At 61.1% G+C, this 25942-nt stretch carries 27 protein-coding genes and 1 pseudogene; 10 read left to right on the forward strand and 18 right to left on the reverse strand.

What is annotated here, in order from left to right; genetic code table 11:
* Nucleotides 1-10: 10 nt before the first annotated feature.
* From DTP52_RS09250 to DTP52_RS09270, 5 genes are read right to left on the reverse strand one after another with little or no spacing between them, the layout of a single operon-like run.
* Entirely contained in the window at nucleotides 11-655 is a 645-nt protein-coding gene (locus DTP52_RS09250; RefSeq protein ID WP_109753071.1) for a tetratricopeptide repeat protein, read from the reverse strand.
* The gene (locus tag DTP52_RS09255; protein ID WP_109753072.1) at nucleotides 652-1461 is read right to left on the reverse strand and encodes an SDR family oxidoreductase; all 810 of its coding nucleotides are present in this window, start codon (nucleotides 1459-1461) and stop codon (nucleotides 652-654) included. Before DTP52_RS09255 ends, DTP52_RS09250 begins: the two co-directional genes overlap by 4 nt.
* Nucleotides 1448-2122, reverse strand: a complete 675-nt coding sequence (locus DTP52_RS09260; protein WP_109753073.1) for a TenA family transcriptional regulator — start codon at nucleotides 2120-2122, stop codon at nucleotides 1448-1450. The genes DTP52_RS09255 and DTP52_RS09260 overlap by 14 nt, the downstream gene beginning before the upstream one ends.
* On the reverse strand, nucleotides 2119-3600 hold the full coding sequence (locus DTP52_RS09265) for an AMP-binding protein (RefSeq protein ID WP_109753074.1): 1482 nt from the start codon (nucleotides 3598-3600) through the stop codon (nucleotides 2119-2121). The genes DTP52_RS09260 and DTP52_RS09265 overlap by 4 nt, the downstream gene beginning before the upstream one ends.
* On the reverse strand, nucleotides 3590-4267 hold the full coding sequence (locus tag DTP52_RS09270; RefSeq protein ID WP_109753075.1) for a thermostable hemolysin: 678 nt from the start codon (nucleotides 4265-4267) through the stop codon (nucleotides 3590-3592). The genes DTP52_RS09265 and DTP52_RS09270 overlap by 11 nt, the downstream gene beginning before the upstream one ends.
* Nucleotides 4268-4511: 244 nt before the next feature.
* On the opposite strand from DTP52_RS09270, the gene DTP52_RS09275 reads away from it, so the two are divergent.
* Nucleotides 4512-6218, forward strand: coding sequence for an amidase (locus tag DTP52_RS09275; protein WP_109753378.1), 1707 nt, complete (start codon nucleotides 4512-4514; stop codon nucleotides 6216-6218).
* A 43-nt stretch (nucleotides 6219-6261) separates the two neighbouring features.
* Here the strand turns inward: DTP52_RS09275 and DTP52_RS09280 are convergent, their stop codons facing one another.
* Nucleotides 6262-7116 carry a LysR family transcriptional regulator gene (locus tag DTP52_RS09280; protein WP_109753076.1) on the reverse strand — a complete coding sequence of 285 codons (855 nt, stop codon included), beginning with the start codon at nucleotides 7114-7116 and terminating at the stop codon, nucleotides 6262-6264.
* Between the two features lie 74 nt (nucleotides 7117-7190).
* Between DTP52_RS09280 and DTP52_RS09285 the strand changes: the two genes are divergently transcribed.
* The 3 genes from DTP52_RS09285 to DTP52_RS09295 all read left to right on the forward strand — a co-directional run bounded on the left by DTP52_RS09285 (nucleotide 7191) and on the right by DTP52_RS09295 (nucleotide 9628).
* A complete protein-coding gene (locus DTP52_RS09285; RefSeq protein ID WP_109753077.1) occupies nucleotides 7191-8147 on the forward strand; it encodes a DMT family transporter in 957 nt (318 codons plus the stop codon).
* 91 nt (nucleotides 8148-8238) lie between these two features.
* On the forward strand, nucleotides 8239-8637 hold the full coding sequence (locus DTP52_RS09290) for a VOC family protein (RefSeq protein WP_109753078.1): 399 nt from the start codon (nucleotides 8239-8241) through the stop codon (nucleotides 8635-8637).
* A 109-nt stretch (nucleotides 8638-8746) separates the two neighbouring features.
* Complete coding sequence (locus tag DTP52_RS09295; RefSeq protein ID WP_109753079.1) at nucleotides 8747-9628, forward strand: GyrI-like domain-containing protein; 882 nt, start codon at nucleotides 8747-8749, stop codon at nucleotides 9626-9628.
* A 23-nt stretch (nucleotides 9629-9651) separates the two neighbouring features.
* Here DTP52_RS09295 and DTP52_RS09300 read toward each other — a convergent pair whose 3' ends face one another.
* On the reverse strand, nucleotides 9652-9855 hold the full coding sequence (locus DTP52_RS09300) for a hypothetical protein (protein WP_109753080.1): 204 nt from the start codon (nucleotides 9853-9855) through the stop codon (nucleotides 9652-9654).
* A 227-nt stretch (nucleotides 9856-10082) separates the two neighbouring features.
* Between DTP52_RS09300 and cynS the strand changes: the two genes are divergently transcribed.
* The gene (gene cynS, locus DTP52_RS09305; protein WP_109753081.1) at nucleotides 10083-10550 is read left to right on the forward strand and encodes a cyanase; all 468 of its coding nucleotides are present in this window, start codon (nucleotides 10083-10085) and stop codon (nucleotides 10548-10550) included.
* A 110-nt stretch (nucleotides 10551-10660) separates the two neighbouring features.
* Nucleotides 10661-11320, forward strand: a complete 660-nt coding sequence (locus DTP52_RS09310) for a carbonic anhydrase (protein WP_109753082.1) — start codon at nucleotides 10661-10663, stop codon at nucleotides 11318-11320.
* Here the strand turns inward: DTP52_RS09310 and cynR are convergent.
* The 3 genes from cynR to DTP52_RS09325 form a co-directional block, all read right to left on the reverse strand.
* Nucleotides 11256-12176: a transcriptional regulator CynR gene (gene cynR, locus DTP52_RS09315; protein WP_109753379.1), complete on the reverse strand. Its 921-nt coding sequence runs from the start codon at nucleotides 12174-12176 to the stop codon at nucleotides 11256-11258. The two genes, DTP52_RS09310 and cynR, sit on opposite strands and share 65 nt — an antisense overlap.
* 59 nt (nucleotides 12177-12235) lie before the next feature.
* On the reverse strand, nucleotides 12236-12466 hold the full coding sequence (locus DTP52_RS09320) for a hypothetical protein (RefSeq protein WP_109753083.1): 231 nt from the start codon (nucleotides 12464-12466) through the stop codon (nucleotides 12236-12238).
* Between the two features lie 200 nt (nucleotides 12467-12666).
* The gene (locus tag DTP52_RS09325; protein WP_060741839.1) at nucleotides 12667-13014 is read right to left on the reverse strand and encodes a carboxymuconolactone decarboxylase family protein; all 348 of its coding nucleotides are present in this window, start codon (nucleotides 13012-13014) and stop codon (nucleotides 12667-12669) included.
* A 110-nt stretch (nucleotides 13015-13124) separates the two neighbouring features.
* Between DTP52_RS09325 and DTP52_RS09330 the strand changes: the two genes are divergently transcribed.
* A complete protein-coding gene (locus DTP52_RS09330; RefSeq protein WP_109753084.1) occupies nucleotides 13125-14033 on the forward strand; it encodes an AraC family transcriptional regulator in 909 nt (302 codons plus the stop codon).
* Between the two features lie 3 nt (nucleotides 14034-14036).
* Here the strand turns inward: DTP52_RS09330 and DTP52_RS09335 are convergent, their stop codons facing one another.
* From DTP52_RS09335 to DTP52_RS09355, 5 genes are all read right to left on the reverse strand, one after another.
* A complete protein-coding gene (locus tag DTP52_RS09335; RefSeq protein ID WP_109753085.1) occupies nucleotides 14037-14948 on the reverse strand; it encodes a LysR family transcriptional regulator in 912 nt (303 codons plus the stop codon).
* Entirely contained in the window at nucleotides 14948-15868 is a 921-nt protein-coding gene (locus DTP52_RS09340; RefSeq protein ID WP_109753086.1) for a LysR family transcriptional regulator, read from the reverse strand. The genes DTP52_RS09335 and DTP52_RS09340 overlap by 1 nt, the downstream gene beginning before the upstream one ends.
* A gap of 103 nt (nucleotides 15869-15971) precedes the next feature.
* A complete protein-coding gene (locus DTP52_RS09345) occupies nucleotides 15972-16601 on the reverse strand; it encodes a glutathione S-transferase family protein (RefSeq protein ID WP_109753087.1) in 630 nt (209 codons plus the stop codon).
* 296 nt (nucleotides 16602-16897) lie between these two features.
* On the reverse strand, nucleotides 16898-18952 hold the full coding sequence (locus tag DTP52_RS09350; RefSeq protein WP_109753088.1) for a pyridoxamine 5'-phosphate oxidase family protein: 2055 nt from the start codon (nucleotides 18950-18952) through the stop codon (nucleotides 16898-16900).
* 213 nt (nucleotides 18953-19165) lie between these two features.
* Nucleotides 19166-20773, reverse strand: a complete 1608-nt coding sequence (locus DTP52_RS09355; RefSeq protein ID WP_109753380.1) for a hybrid sensor histidine kinase/response regulator — start codon at nucleotides 20771-20773, stop codon at nucleotides 19166-19168.
* Nucleotides 20774-20877: 104 nt separating this feature from the next.
* Here DTP52_RS09355 and DTP52_RS09360 point away from each other — a divergent pair, with 104 nt between their 5' ends.
* Together DTP52_RS09360 and DTP52_RS09365 are read left to right on the forward strand one after the other, a co-directional pair.
* Nucleotides 20878-21516 (forward strand): response regulator transcription factor, encoded by a 639-nt coding sequence (locus DTP52_RS09360; RefSeq protein WP_109753089.1) that lies wholly within the window; start codon nucleotides 20878-20880, stop codon nucleotides 21514-21516.
* A gap of 309 nt (nucleotides 21517-21825) precedes the next feature.
* On the forward strand, nucleotides 21826-22323 hold the full coding sequence (locus DTP52_RS09365) for a hypothetical protein (RefSeq protein WP_109753090.1): 498 nt from the start codon (nucleotides 21826-21828) through the stop codon (nucleotides 22321-22323).
* Nucleotides 22324-22376: 53 nt separating this feature from the next.
* On the opposite strand, the gene DTP52_RS09370 is transcribed toward DTP52_RS09365, so the two are convergent.
* The gene (locus DTP52_RS09370; protein WP_146206848.1) at nucleotides 22377-22766 is read right to left on the reverse strand and encodes a hypothetical protein; all 390 of its coding nucleotides are present in this window, start codon (nucleotides 22764-22766) and stop codon (nucleotides 22377-22379) included.
* A gap of 131 nt (nucleotides 22767-22897) precedes the next feature.
* On the opposite strand from DTP52_RS09370, the gene DTP52_RS09375 reads away from it, so the two are divergent.
* Nucleotides 22898-24535 carry a hybrid sensor histidine kinase/response regulator gene (locus tag DTP52_RS09375; protein ID WP_109753092.1) on the forward strand — a complete coding sequence of 546 codons (1638 nt, stop codon included), beginning with the start codon at nucleotides 22898-22900 and terminating at the stop codon, nucleotides 24533-24535.
* On the opposite strand, the gene DTP52_RS31550 is transcribed toward DTP52_RS09375, so the two are convergent.
* Both DTP52_RS31550 and DTP52_RS31555 read right to left on the reverse strand, forming a co-directional pair.
* Complete coding sequence (locus tag DTP52_RS31550) at nucleotides 24516-25130, reverse strand: methyl-accepting chemotaxis protein (RefSeq protein WP_370873818.1); 615 nt, start codon at nucleotides 25128-25130, stop codon at nucleotides 24516-24518. The genes DTP52_RS09375 and DTP52_RS31550 overlap by 20 nt on opposite strands.
* Nucleotides 25104-25871 (reverse strand): annotated as a pseudogene (locus DTP52_RS31555) (PAS domain-containing protein); the annotation flags it as partial. The gene DTP52_RS31550 and the pseudogene DTP52_RS31555, both read right to left, overlap by 27 nt.
* Between the last annotated feature and the right edge of the window lie 71 nt (nucleotides 25872-25942).

Below are 25942 nucleotides of genomic sequence, written 5' to 3' on the forward strand. Positions count from 1 at the left end.
CCCGCTCCTGTCAGTTCAGTTGCTTGTTCACATCCACCAGCAAAGCGTCGATCTCCTTGCGGCGCCCGGCATCAGCCGTTTCCCGACCCGGCCGCGGCGCTGCCTGCAAGGCTTTTTGCAACGCCGCCCTGGCTTCGCTGTAACGCTTTTGACGGTAGAGGTGATCCCCCCAAAAGTACAGGCTGTCAATGCCGTTCGGGTTGAGTTGCAAGGCCTGCTTGAGCAACTGCTCGGCCTTGTCCGAATCGCCGAAACCCAGGGGCCAGCCCGGCACCCGGTCGTAGAGTGCGCCAAGACTGGTGTAAGCCGACCCTTGCAGGGCCTTGGCGTCCAGGGCCAGGGCTTTTTCCAGGTCGCCCTTGGCTTCCTTGACCTTGCCCAGCGCACCGAGCCCGCCCTTGGCCCCGGCCCAACTGCTGTTGACGATGCCAGACCAGATCCAGGCTTCGGCCAGCGACTGGCGCTCCTGCTTGAACGCCGTGGCCTGGGTCGCGAGTTTTTCGAACGCCTCGGCCCGTTGGCCCTCGGGCAACTCGTATTGAATGTGTGCCCAGTTCTGCTGGATGTCGCCCAGGCGTTGCTGGTCGGCAGCCTCCAACGCCCAGACGCTTTGGCTCAAAGTGCCGATCAATAGGCAAGCGAGGATTTGCTTCATGGCTTGAGGTGCTCGTTTTCGGGTTTGTGACTGAGGCGGCGGACCAGCGGCAACTGCTTGCGCAGGCCTCGGTCCACCAGGTTGGGCAGCAGGCTGTTGAGGCCGACGAAAAAGCGTTCGGGCCAACCCAGGTAGAGCTCGAGACGGTCACCGACGATGGCGTGGACCACTGCGGTCGCCACGGTTTGCGGGTCGTCGACGTTGGCCTTGAGCGCCTGGTTGAGCGCATCGGCCGCCGGGCTGTTCATCGCGGTACGGGTGGCCCGGGGCGCCACGTAGAGCACCCCGACACGGGTGTCGGCCAGTTCCCGGCGCAAGGCTTCGGAAAAACCGCGCAAGGCAAACTTGCTCGCGCAGTAGCTGGCATAGCCCGGGTAGCCGATTGATCCATAGGTCGAACCGACGTTGACCACCATCGCGCTGTCGGCCTGCTTGAGCAGCGGCAAGAACAGTTTGGTCAGGCAGATCGGCGCGCTGATGTTCAACGCCAGCATGGCGTTGATTTCACTGTCGTCGAGTTGTTCGAGCATCGCGAAGTGGTTCACGCCAGCGGCATTGATCAGCAGGTTGATGCCACCCTGGGCCTCGGCGGCGATCAGTACCTTGCGTCGGTCGGCCAGGAAGGTCAGGTCGGCACCGACCCAGAACAAATGCTGCGGGTAGCGCTCCAGCAAGGGCTGCAAGGCTTCACGATGCCTGGCCACGGCCAGCACCCGCGCACCACTGGCGCACAAGGCGGCGGCGATGGCCTGGCCGATTCCGCCGCTGGCACCCGTCAGCACGACACGCGCATCACACAGGCGCATGTTCATGCTCCCCGTCACGAGGCAAACCCCGGAACATGTCGGTGTACAACCGGTACACCACCTTGGAGGCGTGGATCACCGCAGCCTGGTCCGCCGGATCGTCCAATCGGTTCATCAAGCCGCGATAGGTCTGCATATGCTCGATGTCCAGCGAACCATGGGAGCTGAGGTAGCTGAACGCCGTGGGCGGCAGTTCCAGGCGCTGGCGGATACTGTCGGCGGCATGGGTCGCCAGGGCGATACTGGTGCCCTCGAGCACATTGACCATGCCGAACAGGCCCACCGGGTTGCCCCGGGCAATCAAGTCATAGAGGTAACTGACCATCAGCTCGATGGGCAACGATGGCTGGCCGTTGCGCACCGCATCCTTATCGCCACCGCACACGGCGATGTCATCCAGCACCCACTGCTCGTGGCCGTACTCTTCGTCAATGTATTCGCACACGGCCTTGCGCAGCCATTCCAGGCGCGTTGGCAGGCGCGCACCGCAGGCCATCATCAACGGCACCGTATGGCGCACGTGGTAATACGCCTGGATCAGGAATCCCCGGTAACTGGCCAGGCTGACCTGGCCGTCGAGGGCATCACGGATGATCGGCAGATTGAACAGGGTCTGGCGCTCTTGCTGGGTGACTTCTTGCAACGTGTCAAAAAAACTCATGACGGGGACTCCTCGGACAAGACAGATGAAGTGAGCTGCGCCCGGTAATGCTCGACAATGGCATCCCGGCGTGGCCGGCCATTGGCGGTGAGCATGCCGTTGGCAGCGCTGAAGGGTTGATCCAGGCGCGTCCAGCGATGGACCCGGGCGTAATCGGGCAACGTGTCGTTGGCCTTGGCCACGGCCAGTTCCAGGGTTTGATCAGTGCAATCGGCGCGGACGGGCCAGAGCAGCGCATGGTTATGGGGCAAGGCTTCGCCATAAACGAAGGCCTGGGCGATGTCACCGCCCTGGGTGAGTTCGGCTTCAACCCATTCGGGGTTCACGTTGCGACCGAAACTGGTCACGAACTGGTGCTTCTTGCGACCGCGCAGGTAAAGAAAACCGTCTTCGTCGAATTCACCCAGGTCACCGCTGGGCCACCACTCGCTGGTGTGCAGGGGCTCACCCAGGTAACCCAGCAGGGTCGAGCCCTTGATCATGACTTCGCCGTCATCGGCCAGGCGGACCTCCACATGGGGCAGAGGCTGGCCGACACTGCCAGCGCGATGAGCCTGGGGCCGATTGAGACAGACCACCGAGGCGCACTCCGACAGCCCATAGCCTTCAAACACCGGCAGGCCAACCCGCTGGGCCCGTTGCAACAGATCGTGGGACACCCGTGCCCCGCCAACGGCGGCGAATCGCACGATGTGCGGGTTGAACATCTTCTGTTCGGCGGCCGTGACCAGCATCAACAGCAGTTGCGGAACCAGGATCAGGCTGTGCGCCCGACGCTCGGCCAGGCACCCCAGCAGGCGCGTGGGGTCGACCCCGCTGACACCCTGGATGCCGAGGGTCTTCTGGCTGGGCAGGCTCAGCCTGGCTCCGGCATACAACGCCGCGTAGCAGCCAAGGTTCTCCAGCAGAATCGCCAGGGGCAGCAATGCCAGGTGATGCCGGGCCTCGACCAGTTGGCTGGCCTGCTCCAGTTCACGGGCTACCCGCAACAGGCTGTCGGCGCTCAGGCAAACGCCTTTCGGGGTGCCGGTGGTACCGGAGGTGAACGTCAGCTTGGCGGTGCCCGCCGGCAGGCGGCTTGTCCCGTCGAAGTGCCGCCGCCAGAATTCACCGCCGTGCTGGTATCCGGCGGCTTGCAGCTCCGCTTCGAACGCAGGCTCGGCAATCACCCGCTCGGCCTGACTCTGTTCCAGGCAGTGCCGACGTTGAGCCTGGCTGAAAAAACCGGGCAGGATGACGCAGGTCAGCCCTTCGAACAGTGCGGCAAGGTCCCAGAGCATCAGTTCGATACCGTTGTCCAGGGCCAGGGCGACAACGCTGATGTGTTCATCGCGCAGACGTTGCTGGCGGTACACCACTTCGGAATAAAGCGTTGCGTAGTCGAGCTGCGAGCCGTCGCCCCACAGCGCCACGACATGGCCCCTGCGTTCAGCGTGACCGCGCAGGGTGCGCTTGAATCGTTCCATCTCAGGCGACATGGCTGGTTTCTCCAAGGTCCGTCGGCAATCCGAGGCGATTGAACAGGCCGGTATTGCGCAGATGAATGAAACCGGCGCGGATATTCCCGACATGAACCCATGGCTGGCTCTCGTAGTAGCGGCCCCAGAGGTGGCGATCCTCGCCGAGACGCTGCGGGTCGGCCGGGCACAGGGTTACAGGCTTGAGCCCCAGGCGATGGAAGCTGTTGACCAGGCCGATGTTGCCGGTGAACGCGACCCACTCCAGGCCGCCCATGGCCAACAGATAAGTGATCGCAATGATGCTCAGTCGGGCGCTTCCCGTGTCGTTGGCAGCCAGGTTGCCCACCTCGACGATGCCGGCACGGTCCACCGGACGCTCGGCGGCGGCGCTGATCAAAGGCTCGATGGAACTGTCCAGGTAACGTTCGAGGAACAGCGGCCCCTGTGCGGCCCGGCGCACCCCAGCCGCTGCGCAGAGCGTGCCGTGGACATCGTCGAGGCCGAACAGCTCCGGCATGAAGTGACGAATATCGGCGCCATGGACCTGGCGAAAACGCTGCTGGATGAACGCTTCGAACTCAGCTCGCCGAGGTTGTCCCGGCAGGGCCCGGTGCAAGTGGCGCACTGGTGGGCCGGCGTCGCCAAAGGCCAGCGGCAAGTGGATGTTCCAGTCGAAATCGGGCATGGGTCAAGGTTCTCCCTCGGGCTATTGGGAGAAAGTATCGGGGCCGTTTCTTAACGAAGTCTGAAGGTGACAAATTTGCGCTCGTTGAAGAAACAGCCCTGCCAAATCTGAGCTGCCCCTTATTGTTATTCCGTAGTACAGTGGCAAAGACCGATAAATATCCACTTTGAGATGACCTGAAGTGTCAGGAGCAACTTCAATGGACCCGAACACCCCGCCATCCCTCTGCCGCGGCGCTAACAACATGATCGAAATCACCGAAGCCTCCATTGCCCAATTGCGCGCTGCGCTGGAGTCGGGCCAGACGACGGCGGTGGCGCTTGTCCAGGCCTACCTCGCCAGGATCGATGCCTACGACGGCCCCGACACGCCCACGGCCCTCAACGCGGTGGTAGTTCGCAACCCCGACGCATTGAAGGAGGCCCAGGCCAGCGATGCCCGTCGGGCCAACGGCCAGACCCTGGGTCCGCTTGACGGCATTCCCTATACGGCCAAGGACAGTTACCTGGTCAAGGGGCTCACTGCGGCGTCCGGCAGCCCGGCGTTCAAGGACCTGGTTGCCTATCGCGATGCGTTCACCATCGAGCGGCTGCGCGCCGCCGGGGCCATCTGCCTGGGCAAGACCAACATGCCGCCCATGGCGAACGGCGGCATGCAGCGCGGGGTCTATGGCCGTGCCGAGAGCCCATACAACGGTAACTACCTCACCGCGCCCTTTGCCTCGGGTTCCTCCAATGGTGCGGGTACGGCAACCGCCGCCAGTTTCGCGGCGTTCGGCCTTGCTGAAGAAACCTGGTCGAGCGGACGCGGTCCGGCGTCGAACAATGGCTTGTGTGCGTATACGCCGTCGCGCGGCGTGATCTCGGTGCGTGGCAACTGGCCGCTGACGCCGACGATGGACGTCGTCGTGCCCTTCGCCAGGACCATGGCCGACCTGCTCGAAGTGCTGGACGTGGTGGTAGCCGATGACCCGGACACCCGTGGCGACCTGTGGCGCCTGCAACCCTGGGTGCCGATTCCGAGCGTCGCCTCGGTTCGTCCTGTCTCGTATCCGAGCCTTGCCAGCAGCCCAGCCGCGCTGTCAGGCGTTCGGTTCGGCGTGCCTCGGATGTACATCAACGCCGATCCTGAAGCGGGCACGGCCCCAACTCCCGGCATTGGCGGCCCGACGGGGCAGCGGATCGTCACCCGGCCTTCGGTGATCGACCTCTGGGAGCAAGCGCGCAAGGCCCTTGAGGCCTGCGGTGCCGAAGTGGTCGAGGTGGATTTCCCCCTGGTATCCAACTGCGAGGGCGATCGTCCCGGCGCACCGACGGTATTCACTCGCGGCCTGGTTTCCAAGGAGTTCCTGCACCACGAATTGTGGGACCTGTCGGCCTGGGCATTCGATGACTTCCTGCGGGCCAACGGTGATCCGAAGTTGAATCGCCTGGCCGACGTCGACGGCCCGAAAATCTTCCCCCACGACCCGGGCACCCTGCCCAACCGGGAAGACGATCTGGCCGCCGGCATGGATGAATACGTAAAGATGGCCCAACGGGGCATTACGCCCTGGGACCAGATCCCTACCCTGCCCGACGGCTTGCGCGGGCTTGAAGAGACGCGTCGAATCGATCTGGAAGAGTGGATGCAGCGGCTGGGCCTGGACGCGGTGATCTTCCCAACCGTGGCCGATGTCGGGCCGGCGGATGCGGACGTCAACCCGACGTCTGCCGATATCGCCTGGAGCAACGGGATCTGGGTCGCCAACGGCAACCTCGCCATTCGCCACCTGGGCGTGCCCACGGTCACCGTGCCGATGGGCGTCATGGCGGACATCGGCATGCCCGTCGGGCTGACGTTTGCTGGCCGTGCCTATGATGATTCGAGGCTGTTGCAACTGGCTTCGGCGTTTGAAGCGACGGGCTCCAAACGCCTGGTCCCGCCTCGGACGCCGCCGTTGTCGGCTTGATCCGTTCATTGTGGAGGGCTGCTGTGCAGCCCCCCACACCGGTCTACAGTCGAAAATACTGTTGCATCGCACGAGATAGCAGGCTCACGGCTTCATCCTCGTGTGACGCCAGGGAGCGCATGAACACCACCTCATGCTCCGCGATAACCGGCAGGTCTTCGAGGATCCGCATGGCATCCGTCACCCGCGCACGGTCTATCAGGCTGATCGCCAGCCCGGCCTCCACGCACGCCTTGACGGCCTGGGTGGAGGGGCTTTCCAGGACGACTCGGATCCTGCGGCCGCTTTGCCTCAGGGCCTCCATCATCGCTTGCCGATAAGGGCATTGCGCCGCATGCACGGCCAGCGGCAGCGGCTCCATCGAGGCCACCGTCGTGTGGACCGGACCGACCCAGACCGGCGTGGTGGAAACCAGCACTTGCGCCTCTGCGCTCAACGGCCCCTTCGGCTGCGCGACGACCGCTGCCTGGAGCTTGCCGCGCTGCACCAGGTCACGTAGCGCGTAGCTTGGCGCGGTCTTGAGCTCCAGCACCACGTTAGGCCACGCGGCGGCGAACGTCGGGAGGATGTCGCGGATGACATGGTCTGCGTATTCATCCGGCACCCCCAAAGTGATGCGTCCGGCCAAACGGGTTCCGTGCAGGTCGGCCAGCACCCGGTCATGGGTGCTCAGCAGTTCCGTGGTCGCCACGAGCAAACGCTTGCCCAACGCGGTGAGGGATACCGACTGATTGTCCCGATTGAGCAACCGCCCGCCAGCGACCGCTTCCAAGCGCTGGATATGCACGCTGACCGCCGCCGGGCTTTTGTGCAGTTGTTCTGCCGCCGCACTGAATTTCCCGATCCGCGCCACCGCATGAAAAGTCCGTATCAAGTCGATATCGAGTATGGCCGTCATGATTCAATCTTCGTGAATGACTGATGCATTACATTTTGATTTATTAGATTAGCCGGGTTTCGTAGCCTGTGGTCATGAACCCGAATAAATCGATGACATGCACGTCCCTGCCCAGGCCCGCCTGGTATTGGCTGATTCCATTGCCGTTACTCGAGGCCGCATTGCTTCTGTCATGGAGCTCCGGTTTCATCGGCGCGCGCTTTTCCATCGATTACGCGCCAGCACTGCTGGTGGTGTTCTGGCGTTGCGTGGTGGTCACACTTGTCCTGTTCCCCTTCGTCGCCAGGGAGCTACGCCGAACCTCAGGTGTGGTGCTGTTGAAAAATGCCGGCATCGGCTTGCTGGCGATGGCGGGCTACCTGGCCGGTATCACCCAAGGCATTGCCCTGGGTGTACCGGCGGGCCTGGCCGCACTGGTCGCCGACCTATTGCCTCTGGGCCTGGCGCTACTGGCTGCGGGCGTGCTCAGACAGCGACTGGCCTGGCAGGTCTGGGTCGGCCTGCTCATCGGTCTGCTCGGTGCCATGCTGGTGACCCAGGGCGCGCTGGCGTGGGGCAACGCGCCGTTGTGGGCCTATGGGCTGCCGCTGCTTGGCATGCTCTCGCTCGCCGTCGCGACCCTGTGGCAGAAGGATCTGACCGCCGAACAATCACTGGGCCTGCTGCCCAACCTGTGGTTGCAATGTTGCGTGTCAGGCCTTGCCTTCGCCCTGGTCGAGGGCGCCCATGGCAGCCTGGCGCCGCTGCCCAGCACAGGCTTTGCACTGAGCGTAGTGTGGACCGCGGGTCTATCGACGATGGGTGGCTATGGACTCTATTGGCTGTGCCTGCGCCGCGCGACGGCCACCCGAGTTGCCAGCGTCCTGTACCTCAGCCCGCCCGTTACGATGCTCTGGGCCTGGGCCATGTTCAACGAACCGCTTTCATGGCAGATGGCGTCGGGCATGGCGATATCCGCCATCGGCATCTGGCTGGTCGTCGATACCGAAGCCCGGCAGACCCGGCGCAAAAGGGCTGAGAGAACGTCGTAACAGCCGGGCCTTGGCAGCGCGATGATTCCTGTGGCAGCGTACGCTGGAGTTTCATATCCCCTTCGCGCTCACAGGCAAAACGGTCACAATCATGATCTCTCATGTTTTTCTAGGTATCGCCGATTTTGATCGCGCCTTCGCGTTCTATTCAAAGGTCATGGCCGGGCTGGGCCTTACGTTGAAATTTCGCGATGCCAGCAAAGGCTGGGCTGGCTGGGTTACCGAGAGCTCACCTCGCCCGATCTTCGTGATTGGAAAACCGTTCGACGGCAAGGCAAACGAACCCGGCAACGGACAGATGGTGGCCCTGCTTGCGCCCAGTCGGGAAGCCGTCAGGAACAGCTATGCAACAGCTCTGGCACTGGGCGGGACTTGTGAGGGAGAACCTGGATTGAGACCCCGCTACCACCCCGACTACTACGGCGCCTACTTTCGAGATCTCGACGGCAACAAGCTTTGTGTCTGCTGCCATGATTCAGCGTCGACTTAGCCTGCTGATCGATTCGTCGGCCAAGACGTAATATCCGCTCAAGATAGCAAGATCAGTCGAGCGCATTATGCTTGCCGGCCTCATGCTGGTGTCCTCGACGGGAGGAACCATGACCGACACACAAAAGCACTACCAGGCCCGGATGCAGAGGGTGCTCGATTATATTGACCTGCATCTTGATGACTGCCTGGACCTGGATACGTTGAGCGGCGTCGCGGCTTTTTCGAAATACCATTTTCATCGGCAGTTCATGGCGACGTTCAGTGTGCCGTTGAATCGTTATGTGCAACTCGCTCGCATGAAGCGCGCCTCCTACAAACTGGCGTTTCGCGAACATGAAACGATTACGCAGATCGCCATGGGCGCCGGTTACGGTGCGCCTGACGCCTTCGCCCGTGCCTTTCGACAACGCGTGGGCCAACAACCGTCGAGTTTCCGCAAGTCTCCCGACTGGCAGCGTTGGAACACCACTTTCACACCATTGCACACTGCGAGGAACCGTTTCATGCCCACGCCCTATCAGCCCAGCGACGTGCAGATCCGCAGGGTACCCACGACGCCCATCGCCATCATGGAACACCGAGGCGATCCCTCGACGATCGGTACGACGATCCAGCGTTTCATTGCCTGGCGGCGCAGTGTCGGTCTGATTCCGCCGGCCAGCCCGACGTTCAACGTATTCCACTCTGACCCGCACACGACACTGCCGGAAGACTATCGCCTGGATTTATGCGCGGGAACGGACCAGCCCATCGTGCCGAACGGGGAAACGATCAAGGACGACTGCATTCCGGCCGGTCGCTGTGCAGTCCTGCGGGTCGAGGGTGCAGCCGACAATCTCGAACCCGCTGCGTTGTACCTGTACAGGGACTGGCTGCCGGCCAGTGGTGAGGAACCGGGAGATTTTCCGCTCTATTGCCAGCGCATGACATTCTTTCCGGACGTTGCTGAGAACGAAGCCGTTACCGAGCTCTTTCTACCACTCAGATGATCGGTTATCCGCAGCTTCCCCCTCTAGCCAATGTACGAATAAACAGCGAAGTCGAAGCCATTGAAGGGAAAAGAAGCAACCTCCTTCATCCCCATTTTCAAGTGCGCATGGAGCGACCTCGCTGAAAGCGAGCCGCCGCGGGCCATTTGATTCGCGGCCTGAAGCGCCAGGATTCCATCCAGATCGGCCTCATTGGCTCTGCCGACAACGGTTTCATGACTCGTCATTTGAGGTATCTCTGCTGGTTGGTTAAATGACTGCTTTTACCGTGCCTGCGAAGAGATTAGTACATGCCAACAATTTCAAGATTTATACCTCAACAACATAGGCATTAACCCATAGGCAACACCAATACATCGCATTGCATATCGGTCTTGGACGCTATAGCTCAAGCGGCAGATGATGGCTTCACCCAAGCGACATCAACCCGCCCCAAACCGATAGGAGCTACGCCATGCAACAGTCTCACGCCTACAACGACACCAGCCTGGCCCTGACCACCGAAGTGCTGGATGCCAAGGCGCGCAAGAACCTGTCCTGGCAGGACCTGGCCGACGACACCGGCCTGAGCCTTGCCTACGTCACCGCCGCCCTGCTCGGCCAGCACCCATTGCCGGAACACGCGGCCAAGGTGATTGGCGAGAAACTCGACCTGACCGCTGACTCGATAGCCCGCCTGCAAATCATCCCTCTGCGCGGCAGCCTCGCCGGTGTGCCAACCGATCCAACGATCTATCGCTTCTACGAAATGATCCAGATCTACGGCACCACCCTCAAGGCGTTGGTCCATGAGCAGTTCGGCGACGGCATCATCAGCGCGATCAACTTCAAGCTCGATATCAAGAAAGTCGAGGACCCGGAAGGTGGCTCCCGCGCGGTGATCACACTGGACGGCAAGTTCCTGCCCCTGCGTCCGTTCTGACCGGTCATTGGCCTGTAGGCTGCGGCCAAACCACTCAACGATCTTGCTACTGGCTGCTCCCCGCAGCCAGTCGCTTCATTCATCTCCAATTTCATTACAAGGCGAACATCATGAAAGCGCTCATCGAAGGTTTCCTGAAATTCCAGGAAGAGGTCTTCCCACAACGGACCGATCTGTTCAAACACCTGGCCACCACGCAACACCCAGGCACCTTGTTCATCACCTGCTCCGACAGCCGCGTGGTGCCTGAGCTGCTGACCCAGCAGGAACCCGGCGAACTGTTCGTGATCCGCAATGCCGGCAATATCGTGCCGTCCTACAGCCCACACCCGGGCGGTGTTTCAGCCACGGTGGAATATGCCGTCGCGGTACTGGGCGTGAAGGACATCGTAATCTGTGGTCATTCCGATTGCGGCGCGATGACGGCCGTCGCCAAATGCGCTTGCATGGATCATCTGCCGGCAGTAAGCGGTTGGCTGCAACACGCTGAGTCGGCCAGGGTCATCAACGGGTCACGACCTCACGTCGATGACGCGGCGAAAGTCAGTTCGATGGTGCGTGAAAACGTCATCGCCCAATTGGCGAACATCCAGACGCACCCGAGCGTGCGGCTGGCCCAGGAGAAAGGCCTGCTGAACCTGCACGGCTGGGTCTATGACATCGAGACCGGATCCATCGATGCCCTGGACACCGATAATCGCAGCTTCAGGCCCCTGGCTGAAAATCCTCGGGCGTGTGCCGTGCCGGCCCGCACGGCGACTGCAGCATGATGTCCATGAAGGCCATGGATGCCGCACTGTGATAGTTGTTCTTGCGCCGCAACAGCGCGGCCCCACGCCGAGGGGCCGCGTCCAGCAACGCCAGTTTGCGCAGTGCGCGCTCCTGGGTGGCGATGGGCTCCGGAAGAATGGTGGCAACGGTCGAGTGCCTGATCACTTCCAGCAGTGTGTTGACCGAGTTGACCTCGATGCTCACTTTTGGCGTGATCCGGGCCTGGGCGAAGTATTCGTCGATGCACGTACGGGTCGCAAAGCCGGGGGTCAACAAAGCAAATTCCAGTTGCCCGACCTGCTCAGCCGTCAGTGCGACCTGGCAGTCGTATAACGGGTGATTGCGCCCCACCATCAGCCCCAGGGTCTCGCTGAACGCCGGGATCGATTCGATATCGGCATGCCTGGCCTGATCGAAGGCGATGGCGATGTCCAAGGTGTCATTGGCCAGCCCCGCCTCGATGTCGACCATCGACAGTTCGAAGATCTGCAGATGGATATTCGGGTATCGCGCGCTGTAGTCACGCACCAGCGGCCCGACCAGGTAAGCCATGAACGTCGGGGTCATGGCCAGCCGCAAAGTGCCGCGGGAGAGGTCCTTGACGTCGTGCAGCGCCCGCTTTCCGGCCGCCAGTTCCACCAGCACCCGACGGGCACATTCAATATAGGCCGCGCCCGCATCCGTCGGCCGGACCGTGCGAGACGTGCGGTCGAACAGACTCACACCGAGGGTTTCTTCCAGTTGCCGAATCTGTTGCGACAGGGTCGGCTGCGAGACGTGCAGCACCTCGGCGGCGCGCGTGAAGCCGCCGTGGTCAGCGACCGCCAGCAGATACCGCAAGTGACGTAGCAACATCGGAACCACCACCTGGAGCTTGAGCATTTCCAGGCATTGTATAGGCGTACACGATGCATCTACATCCGCCATGACGCGCGATGAATCAGCACCCGCATCACAAAGGCGCCAGCCTTCGTCAACACGGTGCCGTTCGAGCGCCGCCGACACAGGCCATTGGAAACGGGGCCGGCGGACTCGCTTGCCAAGGCGCCCATCAATTGGGGCAACAGGAAGCCGCTTTCGTGCTCTGGGTACATCGCGACGGAGGTATCCGGCCAAAGGCTGTCAGTGCAAGTAGCGTCGTTCATGGGAATCTCCTGCTGTGTGCAGAGCGCTGCGACGACCTGGAGTGGTCAATCACTTTCAGGATCAGTTTCACTGGCAAACCATTTTTAGAGAATGCCCGGCAGCCTCATGACTCAATTGCGCCACCTGAAACAATCGCAGCGGACAGCACAAAAAAAGCCCTGGTACCGTTCAGGCTCCAGGGCTGGGGATCGGGTGCAAATCACGCCGGCTTTTTCAGCGTGTCATAGGCTTCAAGCGACCGCAGCGAGTAGATGTAGGCAGCACCCGCGTTCAACGAGATCGCCGTTGCCAGGGCCGCTGCGACTTCCTCACGGCTCGCGCCGGCCTTGATCGCCGCATCCGTGTGGGCGGCGATACAGCCGTCGCAGCGGGTGGTCACGGCGATGGCGATCGAGATCAGCTCGCGGGTCTTGGCATCGAGCACATTGTTTTCGCTGGCGGCCTCCCCTAGCGCCATATAGGCCTTGACCATTTTCGGGTTGCTGCGACCCAGCGCGCCAAAGGCTTTCTGGATGGTGGGCAACAATTCGGACCAGTTATTGAACATGGCATTAACTCCTGAGTGGGTTGGGTGTACTGTTTTGACGCCCTCAGTTTTTCACCCCGGCGCCACTGCGGTTTGCTCAATGCGCTCAGTTTTTTTGGCGAAACGCTCAAATGAATGCGATCGATAAACTCATCAGCCTGGCCAACGTTCGCGGCAGCCTGGACCTGCGCTGTCAATTCCAGGGCGACTGGGCCCTGGATCACGGGCAACAAGCCCTGGGCACGGCGCCCTATCACATCGTCCTGGCCGGCGAATGTCGCGTCGAGTTTGCCGACGGGCAGCGTTTGCCCATGCGCGCCGGTGACATCCTGTTGTTGCCGCGCGGCGCCCCACACGTCATGCACAGCCCCGGGAAAACGGTGACGCCGACCTCGCCCCGGGTCGTGACCGGGGGCACTTTGCCGATTCATCGCATTGGCGGTGCCAGCGCGGAGCTGGATATGCTTTGCGGTGGTTTTCACTTCAACCGGGCTTCGTTGCTGTTCGGCGCCTTGCCCGAGTACCTGGTGATTCCCAGCGGCGCATTACCGGCCAATGGACCATTGCCGGCATTGGTGGAGATCCTTCGCGGGGAAGCGGATGAAAATAAACCCGGCGCGCGCTTCTTGCTCGACGCCCTGTCCCAGGCCCTGTTCACCCTGATCCTGCGTGCGCACCTGGCCAGCCACGGGCAGGACAGCGGCTCACTGGTCCTGCTGGGCGATAAACGTCTGGGCCGAGCCTGGCAAGCGATGCTGGCGGACCCTGCGTACGAGTGGACCATTCAAGGCCTGGCGGAGATCGCGAGCATGTCCCGGGCCAGCTTCATGCGCGCGTTCGTCAAGGTGGCCGGCGTCTCGCCGTGGGTGCTGTTGACGCAAGTACGAATGGAGTTGGCCTTCAGCCTGCTCAGCCATTCACATCTGGGCTTGAGTGATATCGCGGTACAGGTTGGCTACCAATCCCAGGCCGCGTTCAGCAAGAAATTCAAGGAAACCTACGGTGAGGCCCCAGGACGCTTACGCCGTGGGATCCACTGACACTCAACAAGCATCAGCGCGCAGGGCTGGGTGCTCGCGCAGGTGCTCGACGATGTAGTCCACGAAACTGCGCACGCGCATCGGCGCCTTGCGTCTTTCCCGGTAGACCACATGAACCGGTATCGAGGGCGGCTCATAGGGCTGCAAGACCCGGCGCAAGCGCCCGCTGCTCAGATAGTCGTACAACGGATAGCTCAAGCAGCGCATCAACCCGGCACCATGAGCAGCGGCGTCGATAGCCGCCTGTAGCGTGGCGCAGTTGAGTCGTGTGCGTGCCTTGAGGGAGTTGGCCTCGCCCTCTTGCTGGAAGGGCCACTGAACCCAATCCTGGTTGGCCTGCGTGGCGATCAGTCGATGGTGGTGCAGATCCTGCGGGACAACCGGTTCACCGTGCAGCGCCAGGTAACCAGGACTGGCGCAGACAAGCGAGCGAACGCTACCGACAGGTCGTGCTATCAATGAACAACTGGGTAGATGCCCCACCAGCACCGCCACATCCAGCCCTTCCTCATGCATGTTCGGAAAACGATCGTGGTAGTGGGCAAATACCTTGATCTCAGGGTACTGGTCCATATAGCCCGCCAGCATCGGGGCCATGATATAGCGGCTGAACAGCAGGGGCAGCAGGACCGTCAGGTTGCCCTGCGCCTGGACATGCCAGCCCTTGGCAGACGCCTCGGCGTCGTCGATGGCCTTGAGGATACGTGAACAATCGGCCATGAAGCCGATCCCGGCCTCTGTCAGCACCACCCCGCGCGTGCTTCGCGACAGTAATTGCACGCCCAGTCGCGCCTCCAGCCGAGCGACGGCGCGCATCACGGTCGGTCCGGATACGTTGAGGCGCAGGGCTGCCGAGGCGAGGCTGGGGCATTGCGACAGTGCGTGGAACATCAGCATTTCGTGGTGACGCGCCATCAGGCGAGGCCTCTTTCGACAGGCTTGAGCGTCACGTCGCCGCCCAATCGATCGCTGAGAAAGTCCACGAACGTGCGCACCTTGGCCGGCACTCGATTGCTCTTCTGATACACCACGTGAATCGGCAACGCCGGCGGCTCGAACGCCTTGAGCACCACTTCCAGTTCACCATCGGCGACCTGTCGGGCCACCTGATAGGACAACACTCGGGTAACGCCCCAGCCCTGGCAGGCGATATTGATCGCCGCCTGATTCGCAGTCACCACCAGGCGTGGATCGAAGCGCAAGCTCAGCGAGTTGGTCTCGTCCATGAACTGCCAGTGGCTCAGCAGATGACTGGCCGAAGACATCACGATATTGGCCTTGCTCAACTCGCCAGGATGCGTTGGCCGTCCATGTCGCTGAAAGTAAGCCGGGGCGCCACAAATCACCTGGCGCACTTCTCCCACCTTGATGGCGTGCTGGCTGTTTTCCTGCAAATGGCCGATGCGTATCGCCACGTCGATGCCCTCGTCGACGATATTCACCACGCGGTCGACCAACAAGGCGTTGAGGTGTACCGAAGGAAACTGATCCAGGTAATCCGTCAGCAAGGGTGCAATGTACAACTCGCCAAACAGCACCGGAGCGGTGACCGTCAAATACCCGCAGGGGATCGAGTAGCTACCGGCAGCGGCCTCCTCGGCTTCCTCGAGTTCACTGAGGATCCGCCGGCAATCTTCCAGATAGCGTTGCCCCGCTTCGGTCAGGTGCACATTGCGGGTGGTGCGAGACAACAGCTGGGTGCCGATCCGCTCCTCCATCGCCGCAATGGCGCGCGTCACGCTCGGAGGCGAAATGCGCAGTCGACGGGCAGCAGCGGCGAACCCCTCCTCCTCGGCAACCGCCATGAAAATCTGCATTTCCTGAAAGCGATCCATGGGCGATCCAGCCTTGGTTGAGGGCACGTGAATTGAATGTCGTTGCCGGGTAACGCAAGGGGGTTGCCGGAAGATGCTGCCCGGCAAGCTCCTATGCCTTGAATCAGGCTTGCTGCAAGCCCTTGGCGGTACGCTGCATGCCGACGAAGTTCGGCAAGGCTTCGATGCTGCCCAACCAGGCCCGGACGTTCGGGTATTCGGTCAGCGCGACGTTGCCTTCCGGCGCGTGGGATACATAGGTGTACGCGGCAACGTCGGCGATGGTCGCTTGCTCACCGGCCAGGAACCGGCTTTGCCCCAACTCCCGTTCCATCACTTGCAACAGGGCGTGGGAACGCTTGATCGCGTCTTCGGCGTCATAACCGGCGCCGAACACGGTGATCAGGCGGGCGTTGGCCGGCCCCTGGTTGATCTGCCCCGCCGCCACCGAAAGCCAGCGCTGCACCCGCGCCTGGGCCAGCGGATCGGCGGGCAGCCATTGCCCCTTGCCGTACTTGGCCGCGAGGTAGACCAGGATCGCGTTCGAGTCAGCCAGGACGGTGCCGTTGTCATCGATCACCGGCACCTGGCCAAAACTGTTGATGGCGAGGAACTCCGGGGTCTTGTGCTCGCCTTTCATCAAGTCCACGAATATCAGCTCGGTCGGCAGGCCAAGCAGCGAGAGCATCAGTTCGACACGATGGGCGTGACCCGACAACGGATGGCGATAAAGTTTGATCGCTTTCTCAGACATGACGTACTCCGTGTTGTTTTTTGGCTCGAAGCGGTGATCGCGTCGATGGCGCTATCCTCTGCTCCCGTGCCGCAGAGCGGAATAACCAGCTTTTACAATCCAGCATTTCACTCGGTGAAACAGTCGGCTCGCCAGACTAGTGGCCTGTACGGTTAATTCGAGTACTCAAATTCGAGTGCCAGTGATTGCCAGGCAAGGCGCCATGACGAGTCGTAGCCCGCTACGGCGAGGAATGGTAACGCAGCTTGGCAAGCACTGGCGCCGAAGTTGAGTGCACGAATTAGCCACACAGGCCACTAGGCCTCAAGCACCAACGGCTCGCTCCCTTGGGCCGGCACCGCGCAACAGATCAGCACTTCACCTTCGCCAACCGGTTCGGCCGGCATGCTCAAGTAATGCACCTGGCCGCGGCTCAAGCGGGTTTTGCAGGTGCCACAGGAACCGCCCCGGCAACTGAATTCCGGGTTCAAACCGCGCGCTTCGGCCAGTTCGAGCAACGTCCCACTGCCGGGTTCCCAACGCGCTTCCTTGCCGGAGCTGGCGAACAAGACCTTCACCGCTTCGCTCGCGGCCGGCACCTGCTGTGGCGCCGGGACAGTGACTTCGATATCCCGTACAAGCGTGGAGGGACCGAAGGTTTCCGCGTGAATGCGATCGTCAGGAATGCGCAGTTTGCGCAGCCCGTCGTACAGCGCCTGAGTAAAGCTGCCCGGCCCGCACAGATAGAAGTCGTAGTCATTGAGCGGCAGCAGTTTCTTGAGCAGTTCCACATCGATCCTGCCGGCCAGGTCGAAGCCAGCGGCGTCGCCGGCCTCAGTGGGTGGGTGGCTGACCATGCGCAAAACCTGCAACTTGTCGCCGGCGCGGGCGGCCAGTTCGTCGATTTCGTCACTAAACGCCAGGTCGGCCACCGTACGGGCGCTTTGCACCAGCCAGACCGGGCGCATGCGGCTGATGCGCAGCCCCTGGTAAACCACCTCGCGCAACATCGACAACAGCGGCGTGATGCCCACCCCCGCTGCCAGCAATACCAACGGACGCCGCTCGGTGGCCTGGACGGTGAAATGGCCCTGGGGCGCCCGCGCTTCGATCTCGTGCAGCGCCTGCACCCGCTCATGCAGGTGGGACGATACCGAGCCATCGCGCTTGACGCTGATGCGCAAGAAATCATCCGACGGCGCACTGGATACGCTATAGGTCCGGATCGCTGGCGTGGTCTGTCCCTCCAGCAAGATCCGCACTGGCAAATGTTGCCCGGCTTCGAACCGGGGCAAACCCAAGCCATCGCTCGCTTGCAGATAGAACGAGCGAATGCTGGGGCTTTCATCGACCACCCGCGCAACCCGCAACGCACGCCAGCGGCTACGCAGTGCCTCAGCCTGCAAGCGCTCGGTGGCCTGCTCCCAGCTGCCGGTCATCATTGAATTGGGCGACTCGCCCTCGTCCTGATCCTTCCAGCGCAGCGCAATGGCCGCCGGGCGATAAACGATGCGTTGCGGCGTAAAGCGCAACAGCCGCTCGGCGCCCTGGAACGCGCTGATCTGAGGGTCGTCCAGCAGGACTTGCGCCGAGCCGCTCATTTGCAGCAGATCGCCCGTCTGGAAATCGACGAACACCAGCCCGGCCCGTGGGTTGAGCAGGATGTTGCCCAGCGTGTTGAAAAACAGGTTGCCGGAAAAGTCCGGGATGGTCAGCGACCCGTCCTCATCCATGCGCACGAACCCCGGCTTGCCGCCACGATGAGAAGCATCGACCTGCCGCTCGCCATCGCGCACCACATAGGTGGCGATATAGAACGAATCGGCTGCCGTCACCAGGCGCCGGACTTGCGGGTCTGACACAGACAATTGAACCGGCGCGACGGCCTGTGCGTCGACAAAATGGTATTGGCGCAGGTTGATGTAGCGAGGGCAGTTGCCATACGCCTGGCTCACTGAAATTTCGAGCCCTGGCTCGAGCTGACGACGCACGACACCGTTCATGCGGTTGCGGCGGCGGGTGTGCAACTCGATGCCCAGCATCCCGATGGCATCCCCTTCGCCCATGCCCTCCTGGGCCGGGTCGTTCGGTTCAGGCTCGAGGTTGATGTGAAGGGTCTGCGGATCGGGCGAGTTCATGAAGCCCGGTTGCCCCGCGCGCAGGGTCGCCCACACATCGCCTTGCCGGTCTACGGCCCCCAGCACTACGAAAGGCAGTTGGGCGTAGAACTCGCGATGCTGGTCCGGCATCCAGGTGCGCGCCAGTTGCCGCTGACCGACACTGGCCATCATGTCGACTGCTCCGACGGAGCGCTGCAACGCCAGCTCTCCTTCATGCCAGGGCGAGTTTTTTGCTTGCAAGGCTTCGTCCATCAGCTACTCCTCGCGCTTCGCAGCATGAACGCCTGCGCCAGTGCGCTACGGTTAGGGATTCTCCGCCATCGTCTGCACAGGTGTGCAAGTGGCTGGAGTCATCTTCTGCCCAAAGCGGCTGCGCAGGAATACGCACAAACTGCAATCCACCGTTTCATAAAATGGAATGGTGGAAAAACCGGCTGATGGCTGCTTGGCATGGCTTGGGTGGGGTCATGTCCTGATGCTGGCGAAAGTCTTGGTCAGCTCGAGCAAGGTCGCCCGCAACTCCGGGGGGCGCACGGGCTTGGCCAGGATCGAAATGTTCATGTGGTGCAGCGCATGGCGAATTCTCTCGATTTCATGGCCGGTCATGATCATGGCGGGGACTTCCCAGCCCCGGTGTTCGCGAATCGCGGCAATGCACTCGGAACCCGAGACCTTCGTACCCAGGTCGAAGTCGGCAATGATGATGTCGCAGTCACTGGTCACGCCCACTCCGTCGCTGTGGGTTTCCACTTCGCATCCCCATTTCTCCAACAGCGCGGACGTCGCCATCAGCACGTTGGCGTCATCTTCCACCAGGCACACCCGCAAGCCCTGCAAGCGGCTTTGGGTGGGCACCGGCCTGTCCACCGCAGCCCTCGGCGCGACCCTTTCCAGTCCTTGGATCATGGCGCGGGTGCCCTGGCCGAGCCGGGAGTCCAGCTGGATGTCCAGATTGATCAAGTGGCTGATGCGCTTGACGATGGACAACCCCAGCCCCAGCCCCTCGACATCCTTGTCACGGACATGGCGTACCCGATAAAACTCCTTGAACACCTCGGGCAGGTGTTCGGCGGCAATGCCTCGGCCCTTGTCATAGATGACGATGGCCAGGCCACTGCCTCTCGGACGCACGCCGATCAACACCGGTTGGCCGGGGGCATATTTGAGCGTATTGGAGACCAGGTTCTGCACCATGGTCGCCAACAGGCCGGCATTGACGTTGACCCAATGCCGACAAGGCCGCAGGCGCAACTCGACACCGGCCCAACGGGCGGCTTCGGTGTTCTGCTTGACCACGTCCTGGAGCAACGCGCCCAGGTGCACGGGTTCGGCCTGGGGTTCAAGCTGCCCGTTATCGAGGGTGTAGATGTCCAGGATCGAACGAAACAGCTGCGACACGATATGCAGCGAACGGTCGATGTTATCCACCAGTCGCAGTTCTTCCTGGCCCAGCCGGGCGTCGCGCAGGCAGGCGGTGAACAAGCCGATCGAGTGGATCGGCTGGCGCAAGTCATGGCTGGCCTGGGCCAGGAAGCGGGATTTCTCCTGGTTCGCGGCAATCGCCTCTTCCGAAGCGATGCGGGTACGGGTCAGCAGGATATGCGCGTAGGCAGGCACCACGATGGTGGTGACGATCAACGTCAGGAACAGGTAGGGCTGGCCACGCCAGAACGGCGTGAGCAGGAAAATCACCCCCAGGGTCGACAGCGCGATAGCGGTTGCCAGCGCCAGGTAGCGCGAGCCGAAACGCATGCCATTGCCCAACGTGACCCAGAGCAATGCCGCGTACACCGGCAGCGTGCCCTCCCCACCCACGATCAAGGCGAAGGCGAGGCTTGCATAGTCCAGCGTCATGGCAAAAAGCCGACGCAGGAAGAAGTGCCCGGGCCAGCGCTTGACCGCCATGCGCAGCGGGACCGCGACGCCGAAGAAAAACGTCATGTACCAGAGGATCGGTACATAGGTATCGAAGTCACTGGCCAGACACGCCACGACAATGACGTAGAGTGAAGCACAGGCCCCGACCGTCAATCTCAACGTAGCCTGATCAAGCTCGCTATTCTTTTCCGTCATGGTCACAGGATTATTCCAACATGAAAGGTTGTATCAAACTTGAAACCCGAGGGGGTAGTTTAGGTTACGATTCGCGGACTTGAAGATCAGAAGGATCTGAAAACATGACGTGCAGAGTAATTGTTGCAGACGACCATCCTTTGTTTCGCGAAGGAATGCTCAGGACCATTGAACGACTCATGCCAACTGCAACCATAGAACAAGCTGGCAATCTGGACGAAGTATTGGCGCTGGCACGGTCCGGGGTGGAAGTAGACTCCCTGATACTCGACTTGCGCTTCCCCGGGATCAAATCTTTGCAAGTCATAGGCCAACTGCGCAGTGAATTCAAACGCACCTCGATCATCGTGGTTTCAATGGTGGATGACATCGAGGTTATTTCCCAGGTGATGGCCCTGGGTGCCGATGGTTTCATCGGCAAGAATATCGACCCCGCCGGTATTGCCGACGCCATCATGGCAATACGCGAAGGCGAAGTGGTAGTGAAGTATCAAGCCGAAAACTCGATCATGGACGATGCACTTTCCCAACTGACCACGCGCCAACGGCAAGTGCTTGGCTTGATCGCCGCCGGCAAGACCAACAAGGAGATCGCGCGGGACTTGGGCATTTCCCCCTTCACGGTGCGCATCCATGTCTCAAGCCTGCTCAAATCCCTGGGTGTCCCCACACGCGCGGCGGCCGCGGCGCAATTTTCCAATTTCCCCAGTAATGGCGGTTGGTCGGAAAAACAAGACAATTAAATATATGCCGCCGCAATATTAATTGAGCGTTATCCTCTTTGCCCGCCTCCAAGGCCATAGCACACTTGTACTATAGCTTCGCCCAGTACTCCCCCCTAAGCTGTGGACGCTCCTTAAAAAGGCTGTTCGAACAGCCAGACATAAAAGCCAACGCGCCATACGCCGTGCAGTATCACTGTGCCTATTGAAACGCTTTGGCGTGCGAAGCCTATTACTCAAATAAATCGGTAGGCGGCGCAATGCTGGGTCAACTTCACCGTCACCCGGTTGAAATGGAATGGTCCTGACATTAACTCAAGGTAAGTCATCATGTCCTTCGAATATGGAAAAACACTTAAAAATGGATTGGCGCTGTGCGTGCTGGCGGGCGTACTCAACGGTTGTGCAAACACCGGTGACTTGGGTAACTTGATGAGCTCCTTGAATCAGGGCGCCAGGAAATACGACGTCGCTTACCTCAAGCAAACGATCATTCCGGGCAAGACGACAAAAGGCCAGATCACACAGATGTTCGGTGCGCCGACCAATGAAGAACTCAATTCGACCAGTACCAGCAACGAGTCGAACTGGACCTATGAAAAGAGTGATGAGGGTCTGGATAAGTACATGAAGCTGGCAAATAAATACGTGTCGACCGAAACGCGCCAGAAGATGTACGACACCTCGGCACAACTGTCCAAGGCACAGACCGTGGCCAACGACGTCAGCAGCGTGACCGGCACGAAAACGGGCCAAAGCCAGACCCAAGGCTCGGTATTGACCATCTATTTCGTCGATGACGTCGTGAAGTACTACAGGGTCTACTGACGTAATGGCTCGTCCGGTGGGGGCAGCATCAAGCCTGCCCCCACCCTCGCCGATCACTCCTTCCAGGTACCTCCACTCAAGGCACAACCCTTGCGTGTGCTGTCCAACAGCTCAGCGGTACGTTTGTAGTAATAGAAGTCCACGCCCTGCCCATTCACATTCAAACAGGTGCCTTGGGGATTTTCCGGGCAGGCCTGTGAATAGGTAATTCTGCCCGCTTCGCCACCCAGTGCGACCGGCATGTTGGCATAGGCCTCACAGCTGGAGCGGAACTTGGCCACCGGCTGCTTATCGCTGGCCTGCACGCAGTCCTTCGCCTCGATGTGTTGCCCCATGACAGTCATTTCGCCCTCCATCGTGCACGCCTGGCTCCCCCCATGGGCCACTGAAGCGCACAGCATCGTGGCGCTGATCACACTGACAAAACGAACGACTCCGTTCATGTACTCTCCCGACGTCCTGAGTGGTAATACCCCCTGAAGTATCCCGGCTCGGGCAACAATTCTGAATAGCACGGATGGGCTAGCCGCTACGCTTGCTCAAGGCATCAGGAGCTCATGAGGTTCAAAAACCAGTGGAAAAGAACAGTGAACTCGACCAGGCCACCTTGCGCCTGATCGTCAGCGCCTGTGCGCTGCTGTATATCGCCGTATTGGCCAGTATCCATCCCGGTGGTGCCACAGGCTACGTGCCCATCATCGTCTACATCGTGACGTTTATCGTCGCCTCGGTATTCCTGCGCATGATCATCAAGCGCTGGCCAGGACACTTCTTCTGGCGACGCCTTTTCTCGATGCTGCATGACTACACGGGCATCGCGTTCGCCATGGTGCTGGGAGGTGAAAGCGCACTGCCGATCTACGCAGCGCTGCTCTGGGTCACTTTAGGCAATGGCATGCGCTTCGGCTCGCGCTACCTGGCGCTGGCAACCGTTATCGCGCTGTCGACCCTGGTGCTGATTTTCTGGCTGAACCCATTCTGGCGCACACAGCCCTACATGTTCCTGATGCTGATCGTCACCACCATCGTGGTGCCTGCCTACGCGCACATTTTGCTCAAGCGCACACGCATTGCCTCCGAAGAAGCCATTTCGGCCAATCAGGAGAAGTCGCGGTTCCTGGCCCAGGCCAGCCATGACCTGCGCCAACCGATCCACTCCATCGGCCTGTTCACCGCCTGCCTGCGTGACGCCCGGCTGGGGCTGGAAGAGTTGCGGCTGGTGGACAACATCGACCGCTCGCTGCACACCGTATCGCAACTGTTTCGCTCGATCCTCGATATCTACACCCTGGATCACGGCCAGCTGATGCCGAAGGCCGACACCGTACACTTGGGCCAATTGCTGCAAGACGTGGTCAAGCAAAACACCGAGGCGGCCCGTTGGGCCGGTGTCGAACTGCGTCTGCGCGCCTGTCCTTACTGGGTCAGCGTCAATCCCGGCTTGCTGACCACGATGGTCCAGAACCTGCTGTCCAACGCCCTCAAGTACGCGCCCGGCCAACCTGTGCTGATCGGCGTGCGTCGCCAGGGCAAACGCCTGGCCGTGGTGATCTACGACAAGGGACGCGGCATTGCCGCCGAACATTTGCCCGAAGTGTTCAAGGAGTTCTACCGCGTGCGTCATGTGCGCGACAAAGATGTCGAGGGCCTTGGCCTGGGCCTGTCCATCGTCAAGCGCATCAGCCAGCTACTGGACGTCGATATACACATCCGCTCCAAGGTCGGACAAGGCACCAGGGTGGCGATCAGCGGCCTGGAACCAGCGGCACCACGCATCACGTCGCCCAAGGTCGTGCCCGTCCAGAATCGCCTGGACGGTTTGCGAGTGTGCCTGGTAGAAGACGACGCCAACGTGCTGATGGCGACCTCGGCGCTGCTGGAAAAATGGGGCTGCGAGGTCGAGGCCCACAGCGACGGCGAGGGATTGGCCAGTGATTGCGACATCGTCATCGCCGATTTCGACCTGGGCACAAGAATTTCAGGCTCCGAATGCATCGCCGCGATACGCGAACAGCGCGGCTGGCAAGTCCCGGCGCTGGTCATCACCGGGCATGAGATCGAGCGGATCCGTCAATCACTGCAAAGCCTGAATATCTCGGTGCTGGCCAAGCCCGTGCGACCGCCAGAGTTGCGCGCGGTACTGCTTGAATTGGTCAAGCGCATGGATCGCAAGGGCGAGGCCTCAGCTCACGTCAACCCACCCAGCCGATAGCCGTCTTGGGAATCACCTCGGACTCGTCGAGCTTGGACGCGAACATGCTCACCGCATCGAGGGCATCGGTGGTCCCGTTCCGGATCTGCACGATGACCGATCCGGCCTGGTCCGCCAGGGTGACACCGCGCAATGCGCCTTCATGGGTTATGTTCATGCTCGCGACCGCATCGCGGGTTTCGGAGAGGATCATGCCGATCATTTCGGCAATCTCCGAGGTGGAGCGACTGGTGCGCCCGGCCAGTTGCCGGACCTCGTCGGCCACCACCGCGAAGCCCCTCCCCTGATCACCGGCGCGCGCAGCCTCGATGGCCGCGTTGAGGGCCAGCAGGTTGGTCTGGTCGGCAATGCCGCGAATGGTGTTGACGATGGCGGTGATCTCTTCCGAACGCGCCCCCAGTTGCCCAACCAGACGCGCGGAGGCACCGATGTTGTCGGCGATCTCGCGCATCTCCTTGGCGGTCTGGTGGATCACCTGGGCGCCCTGTTCGGCCACCCGTTCGGTTTCGGCGGAGATGTGATACGCACGGGAAGCGCCGCGGGAGTCCTCTTCGAATTTCTCCACCCGTTCGCTGATGTCACTGGCGAACTTCACAATCTTGCACAACTTGCCTTCGGCGTCGTAGACCGGGTTGTAGCTGGCTTCCAGCCAGACGACCTTGCCGTTTTTGCCGAGACGCTTGAATTGACCGCTGAAAAATTCACCGGCGTTGAGACGCCGCCAGAAATCACTGTACTCCGCACTGCCCACCAGGCTGGGCTCGCAGAACATCCGGTGATGCTTGCCCTTGAGCTCGGCCAGCGAGTAATTCATGACATTCATGAAGTTGTCGTTCGCGGTCAGGATGTTGCCACCCAGGTCGAACTCGATCACTGCCATGGCACGATCGAGCGCCGCCAGCCGGCCACGGGTTTCGGCCTCATTGGCCACTCTGGCGGTGACATCGAGTGCGTACTTGACCACCTTCACGATGCGGCCTTGCTCGTCCATGACCGGGTTATAGCTGGCTTCCAACCATACATTCTGGCCTGACGCACTGCGGCGCTGAAACGTACCGGAAACGAATTTGCCGGCGCGCAATTGGTTCCAGAATTCACGGTATTCGGCGCTGCCCGTCAGCGCCGGGGTGCAGAAATCCCTGTGGGACAGGTTCGCCAATTGATCCGCACGGTAGCCCATCGTGCTCAGGAAATTCTCGTTCGCCCGAAGGACCTTGCCATCGGGGCTGAACTCGATAACCGCCATCGACCGCTCCAAGGCGCCAACCAGTCCCTTGTATGTTGCCAATTCGGCCGTCCTAGCCGTCAGTTCATTTTTTAGTTTCTTATTAAACATGACGTACCCTCGGTGAACCCTGAAAGTAACCGGACCTTCTTAATTTATATCGGCTCACTGGCTGGAGACTG

The sequence above is a fragment of the Pseudomonas sp. 43mfcvi1.1 genome (assembly GCF_900115935.1).
Classification (GTDB): domain Bacteria; phylum Pseudomonadota; class Gammaproteobacteria; order Pseudomonadales; family Pseudomonadaceae; genus Aquipseudomonas; species Aquipseudomonas bijieensis.

Coding starts and splice junctions, on each gene's coding strand:
- DTP52_RS09290 (WP_109753078.1), top strand. CDS start 8,239: ATGATCTCTCATGTTTTTCTAGGTATCGCCGATTTTGATCGCGCCTTC.
- DTP52_RS09310 (WP_109753082.1), top strand. CDS start 10,661: ATGAAAGCGCTCATCGAAGGTTTCCTGAAATTCCAGGAAGAGGTCTTC.
- DTP52_RS09295 (WP_109753079.1), top strand. CDS start 8,747: ATGACCGACACACAAAAGCACTACCAGGCCCGGATGCAGAGGGTGCTC.
- DTP52_RS09360 (WP_109753089.1), top strand. CDS start 20,878: ATGACGTGCAGAGTAATTGTTGCAGACGACCATCCTTTGTTTCGCGAA.
- DTP52_RS09285 (WP_109753077.1), top strand. CDS start 7,191: ATGAACCCGAATAAATCGATGACATGCACGTCCCTGCCCAGGCCCGCC.
- DTP52_RS09370 (WP_146206848.1), bottom strand. CDS start 22,766: ATGAACGGAGTCGTTCGTTTTGTCAGTGTGATCAGCGCCACGATGCTG.
- DTP52_RS09340 (WP_109753086.1), bottom strand. CDS start 15,868: ATGGATCGCTTTCAGGAAATGCAGATTTTCATGGCGGTTGCCGAGGAG.
- DTP52_RS09350 (WP_109753088.1), bottom strand. CDS start 18,952: ATGGACGAAGCCTTGCAAGCAAAAAACTCGCCCTGGCATGAAGGAGAG.
- DTP52_RS09365 (WP_109753090.1), top strand. CDS start 21,826: ATGTCCTTCGAATATGGAAAAACACTTAAAAATGGATTGGCGCTGTGC.
- DTP52_RS09265 (WP_109753074.1), bottom strand. CDS start 3,600: ATGTCGCCTGAGATGGAACGATTCAAGCGCACCCTGCGCGGTCACGCT.
- cynS (WP_109753081.1), top strand. CDS start 10,083: ATGCAACAGTCTCACGCCTACAACGACACCAGCCTGGCCCTGACCACC.
- DTP52_RS09260 (WP_109753073.1), bottom strand. CDS start 2,122: ATGAGTTTTTTTGACACGTTGCAAGAAGTCACCCAGCAAGAGCGCCAG.
- cynR (WP_109753379.1), bottom strand. CDS start 12,176: ATGTTGCTACGTCACTTGCGGTATCTGCTGGCGGTCGCTGACCACGGC.
- DTP52_RS09270 (WP_109753075.1), bottom strand. CDS start 4,267: ATGCCCGATTTCGACTGGAACATCCACTTGCCGCTGGCCTTTGGCGAC.
- DTP52_RS09330 (WP_109753084.1), top strand. CDS start 13,125: ATGAATGCGATCGATAAACTCATCAGCCTGGCCAACGTTCGCGGCAGC.
- DTP52_RS09345 (WP_109753087.1), bottom strand. CDS start 16,601: ATGTCTGAGAAAGCGATCAAACTTTATCGCCATCCGTTGTCGGGTCAC.
- DTP52_RS09280 (WP_109753076.1), bottom strand. CDS start 7,116: ATGACGGCCATACTCGATATCGACTTGATACGGACTTTTCATGCGGTG.
- DTP52_RS09320 (WP_109753083.1), bottom strand. CDS start 12,466: ATGAACGACGCTACTTGCACTGACAGCCTTTGGCCGGATACCTCCGTC.
- DTP52_RS09250 (WP_109753071.1), bottom strand. CDS start 655: ATGAAGCAAATCCTCGCTTGCCTATTGATCGGCACTTTGAGCCAAAGC.
- DTP52_RS09325 (WP_060741839.1), bottom strand. CDS start 13,014: ATGTTCAATAACTGGTCCGAATTGTTGCCCACCATCCAGAAAGCCTTT.
- DTP52_RS09355 (WP_109753380.1), bottom strand. CDS start 20,773: ATGACGGAAAAGAATAGCGAGCTTGATCAGGCTACGTTGAGATTGACG.
- DTP52_RS09300 (WP_109753080.1), bottom strand. CDS start 9,855: ATGACGAGTCATGAAACCGTTGTCGGCAGAGCCAATGAGGCCGATCTG.
- DTP52_RS09335 (WP_109753085.1), bottom strand. CDS start 14,948: ATGGCGCGTCACCACGAAATGCTGATGTTCCACGCACTGTCGCAATGC.
- DTP52_RS09275 (WP_109753378.1), top strand. CDS start 4,512: ATGATCGAAATCACCGAAGCCTCCATTGCCCAATTGCGCGCTGCGCTG.
- DTP52_RS09255 (WP_109753072.1), bottom strand. CDS start 1,461: ATGCGCCTGTGTGATGCGCGTGTCGTGCTGACGGGTGCCAGCGGCGGA.